The following is a 14,353-nucleotide window of genomic DNA, read 5'->3' as shown; positions in this document are numbered from 1 at the left end:
TTATTTTTACGTTCAGCCCGAACCTAAAATAAGAGGGTGGTTATGCGACTTATAAGTTATTTTCCCGATGAATCAATAAAGATAAAACATTCTGCTGATAACTGGCAGCAAGCCATTGATCACAGTATGGCATCATTGCTAAAAAATGGTTATGTCAACGCGCAATATATTCAGGCCATTAAAGATTCAACGCAGCATAACGGACCCTATTATATTTTGGCTCCCGGTGTTGCGATGCCCCACGCCAGACCAGAGCATGGCGCATTAAAAACAGGCATGTCTTTAACCTTATTAAAGCAAGGAGTCATGTTCGATAATAATGATGAACCTGTAAAGCTATTAATCGGGTTATCGGCGGCTGACGCAGATTCACATATTGAGGCAATCCAGGCCCTCAGTGAGTTATTATCAGAGGAAGAAAACTTAACGTCTTTGTTAGATTGTGATACAGAAAAACAACTCACCGATATTATTGCTAACGCTTAATCACGCTTTCCTTTACAGGATACTATTATGGAAAATAAGTCTGCTCGCGCTAAAGTCCAGGCTTTTGGTGGCTTTTTAACGGCGATGGTCGGTGATGCTGCCAACTTACTGATTTAGTGTATGATGGTGTTTTTGAGGTGCTCCAGTGGCTTCTGTTTCTATCAGCTGTCCCTCCTGTTCAGCTACTGACGGGGTGGTGCGTAACGGCAAAAGCACCGCCGGACATCAGCGCTATCTCTGCTCTCACTGCCGTAAAACATGGCAACTGCAGTTCACTTACACCGCTTCTCAACCCGGTACGCACCAGAAAATCATTGATATGGCCATGAATGGCGTTGGATGCCGGGCAACCGCCCGCATTATGGGCGTTGGCCTCAACACGATTTTACGTCACTTAAAAAACTCAGGCCGCAGTCGGTAACCTCGCGCATACAGCCGGGCAGTGACGTCATCGTCTGCGCGGAAATGGACGAACAGTGGGGCTATGTCGGGGCTAAATCGCTCCAGCGCTGGCTGTTTTACGCGTATGACAGGCTCCGGAAGACGGTTGTTGCGCACGTATTCGGTGAACGCACTATGGCGACGCTGGGGCGTCTTATGAGCCTGCTGTCACCCTTTGACGTGGTGATATGGATGACGGATGGCTGGCCGCTGTATGAATCCCGCCTGAAGGGAAAGCTGCACGTAATCAGCAAGCGATATACGCAGCGAATTGAGCGGCATAACCTGAATCTGAGGCAGCACCTGGCACGGCTGGGACGGAAGTCGCTGTCGTTCTCAAAATCGGTGGAGCTGCATGACAAAGTCATCGGGCATTATCTGAACATAAAACACTATCAATAAGTTGGAGTCATTACCCGGCTTGAGAAGAGTGGTCTTGTTATCGAGGTAAAACATTATGCCATTGAAAATATTCCCGCCGATGCGGATATGGTGGTGACGCATGCCAGTTTTGAAGGGCGCGTAAAACGAGTATCAGAAAAGCCACTCATTCTTATTAATAATTATATCGGCGACCCACAGCTTGATGTGCTGTTCAAAAAACTCACTGCTGAAATCTAATCAAATTCATAGAGGTTTATCATGAAAACAAAAGTCGCCGCGATATACGGTAAGGGTGATGTACGTTTACGCGAATTCGAACTGCCTGCAATTACCGATAATGAATTACTGGTGAGCGTTATTTCGGATAGCGTCTGTTTATCTACCTGGAAAGCGGCAATGCTGGGAAGCGATCATAAACGCGTACCGGATGATTTAGAAAACCATCCCGTTATTACCGGGCACGAATGTGCAGGCGTTATTGTTGAGGTAGGGAAAAATCTGGTCGGGAAATATAAAAAAGGACAACGTTTTGTTTTACAACCCGCCATGGGGTTACCGAGCGGTTATTCGGCCGGGTATAGCTATGAGTATTTTGGTGGCAACGCGACCTATATGATTATTCCGGAAATAGCGGTAAATCTGGGCTGCGTATTACCTTATAGCGGCTCCTATTTTGCCGCCGCATCGCTGGCGGAGCCAACCTGTTGCATTATTGGCGCCTATAAAGCGAATTACCATACCACGCAATATGTCTACGAACATCGAATGGGAATAAAGCCCGGTGGTAATCTGGCCCTACTGGCCTGTGCCGGGCCAATGGGAATTGGTGCAATAGATTACGCCATTAACGGCGGTATTCAGCCTGCTCGTATTGTGGTGGTTGATATTGATGAAACTCGCCTGGCGCAGGCCCGTAAACTATTACCCGTTGAACTGGCGGCCCAAAAGGGTATTGAGCTCATTTATATCAACACGTCGGGTATGGAAAATCCTGCGGCGGCTTTGCGCGCGCTGACTAACGATGTCGGTTTTGACGACGTCTTTGTCTATGCAGCGGTTGCGTCAGTGGTTGAGATGGCCGACGAACTGCTGGCGGAGGATGGCTGCCTTAACTTCTTCGCCGGCCCTACTGATAAAGCCTTCAAGGTTCCCTTCAACTTTTATAACGTGCATTACAACAGCACGCACGTGGTGGGCACCTCAGGCGGCTCAACCGATGATATGAAAGAAGCGATAGCGCTTAGCGCCTCAGGGAAGCTGCAACCCTCCTTTATGGTGACACATATCGGCGGGCTGGATGCGGTACCTGAAACTGTCCTCAATTTGCCCAACATTCCGGGGGGTAAAAAGCTCATCTACAACGGTGTGACCATGCCTTTGACGGCGATTGCCGATTTTGCCGAGAAAGGGAAGACCGACCCGCTGTTTAACGCGTTGGCCAGGTTGGTTGCCGAAACGCATGGCATCTGGAATGAGCAGGCAGAAAAATATCTTCTGGCGCACTTTGGCGTTGATACCGGGGAGGCATTGGCATGATGTCGCTTGCCTGGCCGCTGTTTCGCACAACGGAGCAGGCGGCGCTTGCTGCCTGGCCTCAAATCGGGTGCGGTGACAAAAATAAAATCGACGGACTGGCGGTAAGCTCAATGCGTCAGTCTCTCAACAATATGCCGATACGTGGCCGCATTGTTATTGGTGAGGGTGAAATTGACCATGCGCCAATGCTGTGGATTGGCGAAGAGGTCGGACAGGGCTGCGGGCCTCGCGTGGATATTGCGGTTGATCCTATCGAAGGCACCCGGATGGTGGCGATGGGGCAAAACAATGCCCTGGCGGTAATGGCGTTTGCGCCAGCGGGGAGTTTGCTGCATGCCCCCGATATGTATATGAAAAAGCTGGTGGTGAACCGGCTGGCGAAGGGGGCCATCGATCTCCATTTACCGCTGGTCGACAATCTACGTAACGTGGCGCAGGCGCTGGATAAACCACTGGACAAATTGCGGCTGGTCACGCTCGATAAGCCCCGAATGCGGGCGACCATTGATGAAGCAACCGCTCTTGGCGTGAAGGTCTTTGCCTTACCCGACGGAGACGTGGCGGCAAGCGTAATGACCTGTCTGCGGGATAATCAGTACGATGTGATGTATACCCTCGGTGGCGCGCCAGAAGGGGTGATCTCCGCCTGTGCGGTCGCGGCACTGGGGGGAGATATGCAGGCAGAGCTTATCGACTTTTGTCAGGCGAAAGGGGAGTCGGAAGAGAATCATCGTATCGCCGCCAGCGAACGCCTGCGCTGTGAAGCAATGGGCGTGATAATAAACCGCGTCTACTCACTGGGCGAACTCGTTGCAGGCGAGGACGTTATTTTCTCCGCCACGGGCGTGACCGGAGGCGATCTCGTCAATGGCATTCAACAGGTGACGGACGGCGTGCGCACGCAAACTTTACTCATCGGCGGCGCGGACCGGACGTGTAATATTATAGACTCTCTGCATTCATGGTGATTTATCGAGAAACGAATGACGACGCTAATCGAAGACGACGTAATTGAGCAACTGGATGCTCAGACGGATTTACTCGCGTTTATGGCAAAAGCAAATGAGATCTTGCTGCTGGGTATCAGACGTTTTCTGCCGTCGTTGTTCGTCAATAATGATGAAGAAATTGTGGAATATGCAGTGAAGCCGTTACTCGCGCAAAGCGGGCCGTTAGACGATATTACCGTGGCGCTGCGTTTGATTTTTGCCCTGGGGAAAATGGAGAAATGGTTGTATGCCGATATCACCCATTTCTCGCAGTTCTATCACTATCTTCAGGAGCAAAAAGAGATCCCGGGTTTTGCAGATGACATCACCTGGGATTTCATCAGCAACGTGAATAGCATTACCCGCAATGCCACCTTATTTAACGCCCTTGAGTCGATGAAGTTTGCTGACTTTGCCGCGTGGTCTGAAGTGCGGTTTACGGGCATGGTCAAAACGGCAATGACGCTGGCGATAACGGCAATACTTAAGGAATTAGACCCGTGAAAATTAGCCTGACGGTGAATGGATTACCGGTTGACGCTCAGTATTCAGATGATGAAATCCAAAACGTACATCTTCCCTTGCTACAGCACATAGCGAAGCGACACAGGGAGAACCCGCAATCCAGAACCGTTGTTTTCCTCAGCGCCCCCCCGGGGACAGGTAAATCGACGCTCACAACGTTCTGGGAGTACCTCTCCCGGCAAGCCCCCGACCTGCCCAGCATCCAGACGCTGCCGATGGACGGTTTCCATCACTACAACACCTGGCTGGACGCCAACCATTTACGCACGTTTAAAGGCGCTCTGGAGACCTTTAACGTTGATAAACTTGCCGCAAATTTGGCTCAGCTTCGCGAGCCAATCGCACTCTGGCCGCAGTATGACAGACAAAAACACGATCCTGTCGAAGCGGCTATTACGGTAACGGCGAGTATTGCGATCGTTGAAGGCAACTGGCTCCTGCTCGATGACGAGAAATGGAAAGCGCTGGAAGTATTTTGTGATTTATCGGTATTTATCACAGCCCCGCCATCGGCGCTGCGTGAACGGCTGGTGCAGCGCAAGATAGCAGGGGGGTTATCACCAGACGAGGCGCAGGCATTTTATCTGCGCACAGATGGGCCAAACGTCGATCGTGTGCTTAGTCAGAGTCGCCAGGCTGATGTGGTATTGCAGATGACGGCAGCAGGGGAATACAGGTTTGCCTGACTGGAATAATTGGACGCGCTTTTAACGGAGAAAATGTGACGCAAGTCAGATAAATGGCGAATCACTCCGCTGGAACGTTCCTTTTATTCCACGTTTCGCTTATTCTGGCTGAAGCGTTTCAGTCGATTATGTGTTCGACAAATGACCAATCAGTTGCAGTTTGTGACAGGCAAGCATTCCCCTCTGAGCGTCGCTGCATTACTCTGTCAGCCACCTCGAATCAAGGATAGCCTTGCAGGAGACTTATGACCGTACGCATAGCGATTAATGGCTTCGGTCGCATCGGACGCAACGTGGTTCGTGCTTTATATGAATCCGGGCGCCGTGCGGAAATCACCGTGGTGGCAATCAATGAACTGGCCGATGCTGCTGGCATGGCGCATTTGTTGAAATATGACACCAGCCATGGGCGCTTTGCCTGGGACGTTCGTCAGGAAAGAGAGCAGCTTTTTGTCGGTGACGATGCCATTCGGGTTCTGCATGAACGCAGCCTTGATGCGCTGCCCTGGCGCGAGCTGGGCATAGATGTGGTGCTCGACTGCACCGGCGTATACGGCAGCCGCGAGCATGGCGAAGCGCATCTTGCGGCGGGCGCGAAAAAGGTTCTTTTCTCTCATCCTGGCGGCAACGATCTCGATGCTACTGTGGTCTTTGGTGTGAATCACCATGAACTGCAAGCTGAACACCGCCTTGTCTCCAATGCTTCCTGCACCACCAACTGCATTATTCCGGTCATTAAACTGTTAGATGATGCGTATGGCATCGAGTCGGGTACCGTCACCACAATCCACTCTGCCATGCACGATCAGCAGGTTATTGATGCCTATCATCCTGACCTGCGACGCACGCGTGCTGCGAGCCAGTCGATTATCCCGGTCGATACCAAACTGGCCGCCGGTATTTCGCGCATTTTCCCGCAGTTTAACGACCGTTTTGAAGCCATTGCCGTGCGCGTACCGACCATCAACGTGACGGCAATTGACCTCAGCGTTACCGTGAAAAAACCGGTAAAAGCCAGTGAAGTCAACCTGTTGCTGCAAAAAGCGGCACAGCAAGCATTTCATGGTATAGTTGACTATACGGAATTACCGTTGGTCTCAATTGATTTCAACCACGATCCGCACAGTGCCATTGTCGATGGCACCCAAACGCGGGTCAGTGGAGCGCACTTAATCAAAACGCTGGTCTGGTGCGACAACGAATGGGGCTTTGCTAACCGGATGCTCGACACCACGTTAGCAATGGCCGCTAAAGGTTTCAGGTAAGGCGCGTAAAGCGCCTGCAAAACTTTAAGAATCAACGAGAGGATTCACCATGTCTGTAATTAAGATGACCGATCTGGATCTGGCTGGTAAACGCGTTTTCATCCGTGCAGATCTGAACGTACCGGTTAAAGACGGCAAAGTGACCAGTGACGCGCGTATCCGTGCTTCTCTGCCGACCATCGAACTGGCCCTGAAACAAGGCGCTAAAGTGATGGTAACTTCCCACCTGGGTCGTCCGACCGAAGGCGAGTACAACGAAGAGTTTTCTCTGCTGCCGGTTGTTAATTACCTGAAAGACAAACTGTCCAGCCCGGTGCGCCTGGTAAAAGATTACCTGGATGGCGTTGAAGTGGCTGAAGGCGAGCTGGTAGTGCTGGAAAACGTTCGCTTTAACAAAGGCGAGAAGAAAGACGACGAAGCGCTGTCCAAAAAATATGCTGCACTCTGTGACGTATTCGTTATGGATGCCTTTGGTACCGCTCACCGCGCGCAAGCCTCTACCCACGGTATCGGTAAATTCGCTGATGTCGCCTGTGCAGGCCCACTGCTGGCTGACGAACTGGAAGCACTGGGTAAAGCCCTGAAAGAACCAGCACGTCCGATGGTTGCTATCGTCGGCGGTTCTAAAGTGTCTACCAAACTGACCGTTCTGGACTCTCTGTCCAAAATCGCTGACCAGCTGATCGTTGGCGGTGGTATCGCGAACACCTTCGTCGCGGCCCAGGGCCACAACGTGGGTAAATCCCTGTACGAAGCCGATCTGGTTGATGAAGCGAAACGCCTGCTGACTACCTGCGATATCCCGGTTCCAACCGACGTTCGCGTGGCGACCGAGTTCTCTGAAACCGCGACCGCGACCCTGAAATCTGTCTCTGACATTAAAGATGAAGAGCAGATTCTGGACCTCGGCGACGTCTCTGCACAGCGTCTGGCAGAGATCCTGAAAAACGCCAAAACCATTCTGTGGAATGGCCCGGTTGGCGTGTTCGAATTCCCGAACTTCCGTAAAGGTACTGAAACCGTGGCTAACGCGATTGCTGACAGCGAAGCGTTCTCCATCGCAGGCGGTGGTGACACCCTGGCGGCAATCGACCTGTTCGGTATTTCCGACAAAATCTCCTACATCTCCACTGGCGGCGGCGCATTCCTCGAATTCGTGGAAGGCAAAGTTCTGCCGGCAGTAGCAATGCTCGAAGAGCGCGCGAAGAAGTAAGCCATTTAAGGGCAGGGTAACCTGCCCAATTATTAGCGCGCTTTAAAGCACGCATCCCTTTCCAAGGCCGAAGATACAGGACTCGCAACATGTCTAAAATTTTTGATTTCGTAAAACCTGGCGTAATCACCGGTGATGACGTTCAGAAAGTGTTCCAGGTAGCTAAAGAAAACAACTTTGCTCTGCCTGCTGTTAACTGCGTGGGTACCGACTCCATCAACGCCGTACTGGAAGCCGCTGCGAAAGTTAAAGCACCGGTTATCGTTCAGTTCTCCAACGGTGGTGCTGCGTTCATCGCAGGTAAAGGCGTGAAAACTGACGTTCCTCAGGGCGCGGCTATCCTGGGTGCTATCTCTGGTGCACACCATGTACACCAGATGGCTGAACATTACGGTGTTCCAGTCATCCTGCACACTGACCACTGCGCGAAGAAACTGCTGCCGTGGATCGATGGTCTGCTGGATGCGGGTGAAAAACACTACGCAGCTACCGGCAAGCCACTGTTCTCTTCTCACATGATCGACCTGTCTGAAGAGTCTCTGGAAGAGAACATCGAGATCTGCTCCAAATATCTGGCGCGTATGGCCAAAATGGACATGACTCTGGAAATCGAACTGGGTTGCACCGGTGGAGAAGAAGACGGCGTGGACAACAGCCACATGGACGCTTCTGCCCTGTACACTCAGCCAGAAGATGTTGATTACGCTTACACCGAGCTGAGCAAAATCAGCCCACGCTTCACTATCGCAGCGTCCTTCGGTAACGTGCACGGCGTTTACAAACCAGGTAACGTGGTTCTGACCCCGACCATCCTGCGTGATTCTCAGGAATACGTTTCTAAGAAACACAACCTGCCGCACAACAGCCTGAACTTCGTCTTCCACGGCGGTTCCGGTTCTTCTGCTCAGGAAATCAAAGATTCCGTCAGCTACGGCGTTATCAAAATGAACATCGATACCGATACCCAATGGGCAACCTGGGACGGTATCCTGCAGTACTACAAAACCAACGAAGCGTATCTGCAAGGTCAGCTGGGTAACCCGAAAGGCGAAGACCAGCCGAACAAGAAATACTACGATCCGCGCGTATGGCTGCGTGCTGCCCAGTCATCCATGGTGACGCGTCTGGAGCAGGCCTTCAAAGAGCTGAACGCGGTTGACGTTCTGTAATTTGCGCTGCTAACAGCCTCAGAAAGGCCCGCCTGTGCGGGCCTTTTTTTATGCTTTTTCAATAAGCTGTAAATCCTGATTTTGTGATCTGTTTGGCAAAACCCTGGCTTTTTGTTTACCCTTTACTCACTTGCCTGTCCCTCTGTGGGAGGGTTCTGACGTTGAATGAGCATAAGGATAGATAAATGGAAGATCTCGGTGTTGTAGATAGCATCAATAACGCTGGCTCCTGGCTGGTGCGTAACCAGGCGCTACTGCTGAGTTATGCGGTAAACATCGTTGCGGCGATTGCGATCATCATCATCGGGATGATTGTCGCACGAATCATTTCGAATGCGGTTAACCGCGTAATGCGCGCGCGTCACATTGATGCCACGGTTGCGGACTTTCTCTCCGCGCTGGTTCGTTACGGTATTATTGCCTTTACGCTGATCGCCGCGCTTGGCCGCGTGGGGGTGCAAACGGCATCGGTTATCGCCGTATTGGGTGCCGCCGGTCTGGCGATTGGCCTGGCGTTGCAGGGTTCTCTGTCGAACCTGGCGGCTGGCGTGCTGCTGGTGACCTTCCGCCCGTTCCGCTCCGGCGAGTACGTTGATCTGGGTGGGGTGGCAGGTACGGTATTGCAGGTGCAGATCTTCTCTACCACTATGCGTACCGTAGATGGCCGTATCGTGGTCATCCCGAACGGTAAAATCATCGCTAATAACATCATCAACTTCTCACGCGAACCGGTACGTCGTAACGAGTTTATTATTGGTGTCGCGTATGATTCTGATATTGATAAAGTGAAACAGCTGCTCACCAACATCATCGACTCCGACGATCGTATTCTGAACGATCGTGAAAAGACGGTGCGTCTCAACGAGCTGGGTGCCTCATCAATTAACTTTGTGGTTCGTGTCTGGAGTAACAGCAGCGATCTGCAGAGCGTTTACTGGGACGTACTGGAGCGCATCAAACGTGATTTCGATGCCAACGGTATTAGCTTCCCGTATCCGCAGATGGACGTTAACTTTAAGCGAGTGAAAGAGAACGCGAGTGAATAACTGACACCCGTTTAATGACGCCCACGCATCGCGGGGGCGTCGTTTAAAGGCTATTTTTGCAAGGCATCCTTAAGCGCTAATCCCACGGCACGCATTATCAGAGCGGCATCTTTATTGCCTTTCTCTTCCTGAATCTGGATCCATTCTGCCTGTACCTGTTGATAATTCGTGGCTTCCTGCCAACGCGCGAGCTCTGCATGGCTCAGGATGTGAAGGTGAGCCCCCTCTTTTGCCATCCGCTTACCCAGGGAACGAACACTCTTGTCGAGTAGCGTGCCCAGTTGCTTTTCCGTTGATGCCGCCGCCCGTTGAATGGCAGCCTGATCTTTTGCATCCAGCGCCGCCCACACCTCTTTATTAATCGCTAATAGATAAACATGTCCCAGCCACATCGCGGGAGAGTAACTTACCCACGGCGCAGCGCGCTGCGCCTGAATGTCCCAGGCGCTATCAAGATTTACCAGAAGACCATCAAGCTGCCCGCTGCGCAACGCCCCGCTAATATTGTTGTTCCAGGGCATTGAGATTGGCGTTCCTCCCGCGTTCCTGAGCCACGCCTGGTGCCAAAAGCTGGCTGTGCGCCAGCGGGTTCCCTCCAGCGCATCGAACCGTAGCGACGGTACCGTGCTGAAAAATCCGGCTGGATAGCCCAGGAAAAATTGCAGATTGATCAGGTTGTTGTTGTTCAGCTCGCGGCTGAACTGTGGATTCTGCAAAAATATGTGTTTAAAAAAGGCGACCTGAGCTGCGCCCGTATCCGGCCCAACAGGGAAGCTTTTGAAAATCTGGTGCAGAGGGAGTTGGGCGGGTGAATACTCCGGAACCACAATACCCATATCCGCTATTTTGCCTTCGGCAACGGTGGTAAGCGCATTGTAGCTGGCGGAGAGCTCACCTCCCCAGTGAGCTTCTATTTTTACCTTTCCCTGAGATTCACGCTCAACTGCATGGAAAAAAATCTCGTTGATGGCTCGTGTTCGCATGTTGCCATAGGGTTCGTGATCGGTGTAGCGCAACACAGTTTGCGCATGGCCAACAGCGCAGGATATGAAAAGGGCAGTGAGAACTAACGACAGACAAAACAATCTACGATGAGGTTTCATACCAATCCCTGGTGAGTTAAATAAACGGAATTGATTCTGTTATACAATAATCACTGCTGCCATTAATTATTTTAATTAACAATTAATAATATCAATTTCAACTAATGACGCTCTCGCAGTATAGTCTGCACTTAAGACAACAGTATGAGACATTAAGAATGTTATCCTATTATTTTCAAGGGCTTGCTCTAGGTGCGGCCATGATACTTCCCCTCGGCCCACAAAATGCCTTTGTGATGAATCAGGGGATACGTCGCCAGTATCACCTGATGATTGCGCTGCTATGTGCCGTGAGCGATCTGCTGCTCATTTGCGCGGGGATCTTTGGTGGCAGCGCCCTGTTAATGCAGTCACCGTGGCTGATGGCGCTGGTGACCTGGGGCGGGGTGGCGTTTTTACTCTGGTATGGCTTTGGCGCCCTGAAAACCGCGATGAGCAGTAATCTGGAACTGGCGACCGCCGGGGTAATGAAGCAGGGACGCTGGAAGTTGATTGTCACTATGCTGGCCGTCACCTGGCTTAATCCGCACGTTTATCTTGATACCTTTGTCGTACTGGGCAGTCTGGGGGGACAGCTCGACGTAGAGCCGAAGCGCTGGTTTGCGCTGGGGACAATTAGCGCCTCATTCCTCTGGTTCTTCAGTCTGGCGCTGCTCGCCGCCTGGCTGGCTCCGCGACTGCGCACCGCCAAAGCCCAGCGCATTATCAACATCCTGGTGGGGCTGGTGATGTGGTTTATCGCCTTCCAGTTGGCGAAAGAGGGTATTTATCACGTCCGTGAACTATTCAACTAAGCGTTGTCTTATGGACAATAGGCCAGCAGCCGCTAAGCTTGCTGGCATGCGCCCTGCTACATGGGCACTCTTTCGCAGCATGGAGGAATGAAAGTGAAGTTGAATGCAATCGCCCTAGCGGCATTAATGGGTTTTGCCGCCGTATCTGTTCAGGCCAGCGAATTGCCTGACAGCCCGCATATTGTTACCTCAGGTACGGCAAGCGTGGATGCGGTACCGGATATCGCCACCCTGGCCATTGAAGTGAACGTGGCGGCAAAAGACGCCGCGACAGCCAAGAAGCAGGCTGACGACCGTGTTGCGCAATATCTCTCTTTCCTTGAGCAGAACGGCGTAGGTAAAAAGGATATCAACTCAGCCAACTTGCGTACCCAGCCAGATTACGATTACCAGAACGGTAAAAGCATTCTGAAAGGCTACCGTGCAGTGCGTACGGTGGAAGTGACCGTGCGTCAGCTCGATAAACTTAACTCTCTACTGGATGGCGCGCTGAAAGCGGGGCTGAACGAGATTCGCTCCGTCTCACTGGGCGTTGCGCAACCTGAAAAATACAAAGACGAAGCACGTAAAGCAGCGATTGATGATGCCGTGCGTCAGGCTCAGCAGCTGGCTTCCGGTTTCAACAGTAAGCTGGGGCCAGTGTACAGTGTTCGTTATCACGTCTCTAACTACCAGCCGAGCCCGATGGTTCGTATGATGAAGGCCGATTCAGCACCGGTCTCCGCACAGGAAACCTACGAGCAGCCAACGATTCAGTTTGATGATCAGGTTGATGTGGTGTTCCAGCTTGAGCCTGCGCAGGGTCAGCAGCAGGATACGGCGGCTAAAGCGCAGTAACGATTTACGCTTCACTTAAACCCTCTCCAGCCGGAGAGGGTTTTCACATTTAATCCTGTCTTAATACCTTATGCCCGTGGGCCAGCAGCGCATCCGTCACGTTGCGCATCATGCGGCTTTCCGGCGCAAAACGGTGCCAGTACAACATCCGGCGCTGATAGAGGCCTGGCGTCAGGTCGATAAGCTCGCCGCTGTTCAACTCTTTCTCAATCTGCAAGTGCGGAATCATACAGCAGGTGGTGCCCTGACGCGCCAGCTGCACAAAGGCCTCTGACGAGTTAACAATATGGCACGGCACGCTGCCTGGCGGCAGGTCGAAGTTCTGTTGTAAAAATGCCTGGTGCATATCATCCAGATGGTCGAACGCCACGGCAGGGGCTTTAAGCAGCGCGGCACGGGTCACGCCGTTCGGGAAATAGCGGTCGGCAAAAGCTTTTGACCCGACGAACAGGTAATCCAGCGCCCCCAGCTGGTCTACCAGGCAGCTTGGCAGTGCCTGAGGCTGGATACTGACTGCGCCTACCACTTCCCCGCGACGCAGGCGCTCCTGGGTGCGGGTTTCATCTTCAACCTGCAGGTTCAGACGAATGGGCGAATCGGATAAGACCGGCGCCAGCGCGGGCAGCAGCCAGGTCGCCAGACTGTCGGCGTTTACCGCCAGTGACAGCAGCAGTGGGGTAGAGCCGGTCTGCTCGTCGCCCAGCCACTCCTCTTCAAGCAGCTCAACCTGACGCAACAACGCCAGCAGCTTCTGCCCCTGTTCGGTTGGGCGCGGTGGTACGGTACGAACCAGCAGCGGCTGCCCGAACATGTTCTCCAGCTGTTTGATACGTTGTGATACGGCGGATTGCGTAATGCACAGCTTTTGCGCCGCGCGTTCAAAACCGCGTTCACGAATAACGGCATCAAGCGCCTGAAGTGTTCTGTAGTCCGGACGTTTCATTGCTTTGGCTGGCTCCCAGGAAATTCATTACGTCGCACTATGACATAAATTTATGTTTGATACAGACGAAATTGGTGACCGCGCCGATCACACCGGCAAGGTGTTTGCTCTATAATGCGCGTCACGCATTGACACCACAGGCATGAGATCATGACACAGGATGAACTGAAAAAAGCAGTAGGATGGGCCGCTCTCCAGTATGTGCAGCCGGGCACCATTGTTGGCGTGGGTACGGGGTCGACCGCAGCACACTTTATTGATGCGCTGGGGACGATGAAAGGCCAGATCGAGGGCGCGGTTTCTAGCTCTGACGCCTCTACCGAAAAACTGAAAAGCCTGGGTATTACCGTTTTTGATCTCAACGAAGTGGATCGTCTGGGGATCTATGTCGATGGTGCTGATGAGATCAATGGTCATATGCAGATGATCAAAGGCGGCGGCGCGGCGCTAACGCGTGAGAAGATTATCGCCTCCGTAGCTGACAAGTTTATCTGTATTGCTGATGCCTCCAAGCAGGTGGATATTCTGGGTGCATTTCCCCTGCCGGTTGAGGTGATCCCGATGGCGCGCAGCGCTGTGGCGCGCGAACTGGTGAAGCTGGGTGGCCGTCCGGAATACCGCCAGGGCGTGGTTACCGATAACGGCAACGTGATTCTGGATGTTCACGGTCTGGAAATTCTGGATGCTATCGCAATGGAAAACGCGATCAACGCGCTTCCGGGCGTCGTCACGGTAGGGTTATTTGCCAATCGCGGCGCGGATGTCGCGCTGATCGGTACCGCAGATGGCGTCAAAACCATCACAAAATGATCTGGTGGGGGGCGTTGCCCCCCCGCTAAATATTTTGCAAAAGCCAAATTCGGTGACTTGTATCACGTTTTTCGGTCTCGTCTGACAATCCTGCCGCTTTCATTATCATCTCCAGCATTTTCCTCT

At 52.3% G+C, this 14,353-nt stretch carries 15 protein-coding genes and 2 pseudogenes; 15 read left to right on the top strand and 2 right to left on the bottom strand.

Annotated elements, in window-relative coordinates:
• Positions 1–42 precede the first annotated feature (42 nt).
• From cmtB to JZ655_RS17110, 12 genes and pseudogenes are all read left to right on the top strand, one after another.
• Positions 43–486, top strand: a complete 444-nt coding sequence (cmtB, locus tag JZ655_RS17160) for a PTS mannitol transporter subunit IIA (RefSeq protein WP_207292370.1) — start codon at positions 43–45, stop codon at positions 484–486.
• A gap of 27 nt (positions 487–513) precedes the next feature.
• Positions 514–576 (top strand): annotated as a pseudogene (locus tag JZ655_RS21670) (PTS mannitol transporter subunit IIBC); the annotation flags it as partial.
• 55 nt (positions 577–631) lie between these two features.
• Positions 632–1,329 (top strand): IS1-like element IS1A family transposase gene (locus JZ655_RS17155; protein ID WP_242637262.1). Its coding sequence is split into 2 segments (ribosomal slippage): positions 632–881 and positions 881–1,329, totalling 699 coding nucleotides; the frame shifts between segments, so codons are not numbered across the junction.
• A 15-nt stretch (positions 1,330–1,344) separates the two neighbouring features.
• Positions 1,345–1,548 (top strand): annotated as a pseudogene (locus tag JZ655_RS17150) (PTS sugar transporter subunit IIB); the annotation flags it as partial.
• A gap of 21 nt (positions 1,549–1,569) precedes the next feature.
• The gene (locus tag JZ655_RS17145) at positions 1,570–2,847 is read left to right on the top strand and encodes a zinc-binding dehydrogenase (RefSeq protein WP_046887130.1); all 1,278 of its coding nucleotides are present in this window, start codon (positions 1,570–1,572) and stop codon (positions 2,845–2,847) included.
• A complete protein-coding gene (gene glpX, locus JZ655_RS17140; protein WP_207292369.1) occupies positions 2,844–3,815 on the top strand; it encodes a class II fructose-bisphosphatase in 972 nt (323 codons plus the stop codon). Before JZ655_RS17145 ends, glpX begins: the two co-directional genes overlap by 4 nt.
• 15 nt (positions 3,816–3,830) lie before the next feature.
• The gene (locus JZ655_RS17135; protein ID WP_040074116.1) at positions 3,831–4,340 is read left to right on the top strand and encodes an MltR family transcriptional regulator; all 510 of its coding nucleotides are present in this window, start codon (positions 3,831–3,833) and stop codon (positions 4,338–4,340) included.
• Positions 4,337–5,047 carry a nucleoside/nucleotide kinase family protein gene (locus JZ655_RS17130; RefSeq protein WP_207292368.1) on the top strand — a complete coding sequence of 237 codons (711 nt, stop codon included), beginning with the start codon at positions 4,337–4,339 and terminating at the stop codon, positions 5,045–5,047. Before JZ655_RS17135 ends, JZ655_RS17130 begins: the two co-directional genes overlap by 4 nt.
• 245 nt (positions 5,048–5,292) lie before the next feature.
• Positions 5,293–6,312: an erythrose-4-phosphate dehydrogenase gene (epd, locus tag JZ655_RS17125; RefSeq protein ID WP_207292367.1), complete on the top strand. Its 1,020-nt coding sequence runs from the start codon at positions 5,293–5,295 to the stop codon at positions 6,310–6,312.
• 49 nt (positions 6,313–6,361) lie between these two features.
• Entirely contained in the window at positions 6,362–7,525 is a 1,164-nt protein-coding gene (gene pgk / locus JZ655_RS17120; protein ID WP_040074119.1) for a phosphoglycerate kinase, read from the top strand.
• Between the two features lie 89 nt (positions 7,526–7,614).
• A complete protein-coding gene (fbaA, locus tag JZ655_RS17115; RefSeq protein ID WP_040074120.1) occupies positions 7,615–8,694 on the top strand; it encodes a class II fructose-bisphosphate aldolase in 1,080 nt (359 codons plus the stop codon).
• A gap of 185 nt (positions 8,695–8,879) precedes the next feature.
• Positions 8,880–9,740 (top strand): small-conductance mechanosensitive channel MscS, encoded by an 861-nt coding sequence (locus JZ655_RS17110; protein ID WP_046887126.1) that lies wholly within the window; start codon positions 8,880–8,882, stop codon positions 9,738–9,740.
• Positions 9,741–9,790: 50 nt separating this feature from the next.
• Here the strand turns inward: JZ655_RS17110 and dctP are convergent, their stop codons facing one another.
• Positions 9,791–10,759 (bottom strand): TRAP transporter substrate-binding protein DctP, encoded by a 969-nt coding sequence (gene dctP / locus JZ655_RS17105; protein WP_242637280.1) that lies wholly within the window; start codon positions 10,757–10,759, stop codon positions 9,791–9,793.
• Between the two features lie 242 nt (positions 10,760–11,001).
• Here dctP and argO point away from each other — a divergent pair, with 242 nt between their 5' ends.
• On the top strand, positions 11,002–11,637 hold the full coding sequence (gene argO / locus JZ655_RS17100) for an arginine exporter ArgO (protein WP_207292365.1): 636 nt from the start codon (positions 11,002–11,004) through the stop codon (positions 11,635–11,637).
• 126 nt (positions 11,638–11,763) lie between these two features.
• Entirely contained in the window at positions 11,764–12,474 is a 711-nt protein-coding gene (locus JZ655_RS17095; protein ID WP_249220288.1) for an oxidative stress defense protein, read from the top strand.
• A 49-nt stretch (positions 12,475–12,523) separates the two neighbouring features.
• Here JZ655_RS17095 and argP read toward each other — a convergent pair whose 3' ends face one another.
• On the bottom strand, positions 12,524–13,417 hold the full coding sequence (argP, locus tag JZ655_RS17090) for a DNA-binding transcriptional regulator ArgP (protein ID WP_040074124.1): 894 nt from the start codon (positions 13,415–13,417) through the stop codon (positions 12,524–12,526).
• A gap of 150 nt (positions 13,418–13,567) precedes the next feature.
• On the opposite strand from argP, the gene rpiA reads away from it, so the two are divergent.
• Positions 13,568–14,227, top strand: coding sequence for a ribose-5-phosphate isomerase RpiA (gene rpiA, locus JZ655_RS17085; RefSeq protein ID WP_040074125.1), 660 nt, complete (start codon positions 13,568–13,570; stop codon positions 14,225–14,227).
• Positions 14,228–14,353 lie beyond the last annotated feature (126 nt).

Source organism: Leclercia pneumoniae (genome assembly GCF_017348915.1).
In the GTDB taxonomy this organism is placed as follows: Bacteria; Pseudomonadota; Gammaproteobacteria; order Enterobacterales; family Enterobacteriaceae; genus Enterobacter; species Enterobacter pneumoniae.
This window is presented reverse-complemented; position numbering and strand designations above follow the sequence as displayed.

Bases quoted from the DNA above. Each gene is read 5' to 3' on its own strand.
- fbaA (WP_040074120.1), top strand. From the start codon at position 7,615: ATGTCTAAAATTTTTGATTTCGTAAAACCTGGCGTAATCACCGGTGAT.
- cmtB (WP_207292370.1), top strand. From the start codon at position 43: ATGCGACTTATAAGTTATTTTCCCGATGAATCAATAAAGATAAAACAT.
- argO (WP_207292365.1), top strand. From the start codon at position 11,002: ATGTTATCCTATTATTTTCAAGGGCTTGCTCTAGGTGCGGCCATGATA.
- pgk (WP_040074119.1), top strand. From the start codon at position 6,362: ATGTCTGTAATTAAGATGACCGATCTGGATCTGGCTGGTAAACGCGTT.
- rpiA (WP_040074125.1), top strand. From the start codon at position 13,568: ATGACACAGGATGAACTGAAAAAAGCAGTAGGATGGGCCGCTCTCCAG.
- argP (WP_040074124.1), bottom strand. From the start codon at position 13,417: ATGAAACGTCCGGACTACAGAACACTTCAGGCGCTTGATGCCGTTATT.
- JZ655_RS17110 (WP_046887126.1), top strand. From the start codon at position 8,880: ATGGAAGATCTCGGTGTTGTAGATAGCATCAATAACGCTGGCTCCTGG.
- JZ655_RS17145 (WP_046887130.1), top strand. From the start codon at position 1,570: ATGAAAACAAAAGTCGCCGCGATATACGGTAAGGGTGATGTACGTTTA.
- JZ655_RS17095 (WP_249220288.1), top strand. From the start codon at position 11,764: ATGGGTTTTGCCGCCGTATCTGTTCAGGCCAGCGAATTGCCTGACAGC.
- glpX (WP_207292369.1), top strand. From the start codon at position 2,844: ATGATGTCGCTTGCCTGGCCGCTGTTTCGCACAACGGAGCAGGCGGCG.
- JZ655_RS17135 (WP_040074116.1), top strand. From the start codon at position 3,831: ATGACGACGCTAATCGAAGACGACGTAATTGAGCAACTGGATGCTCAG.
- epd (WP_207292367.1), top strand. From the start codon at position 5,293: ATGACCGTACGCATAGCGATTAATGGCTTCGGTCGCATCGGACGCAAC.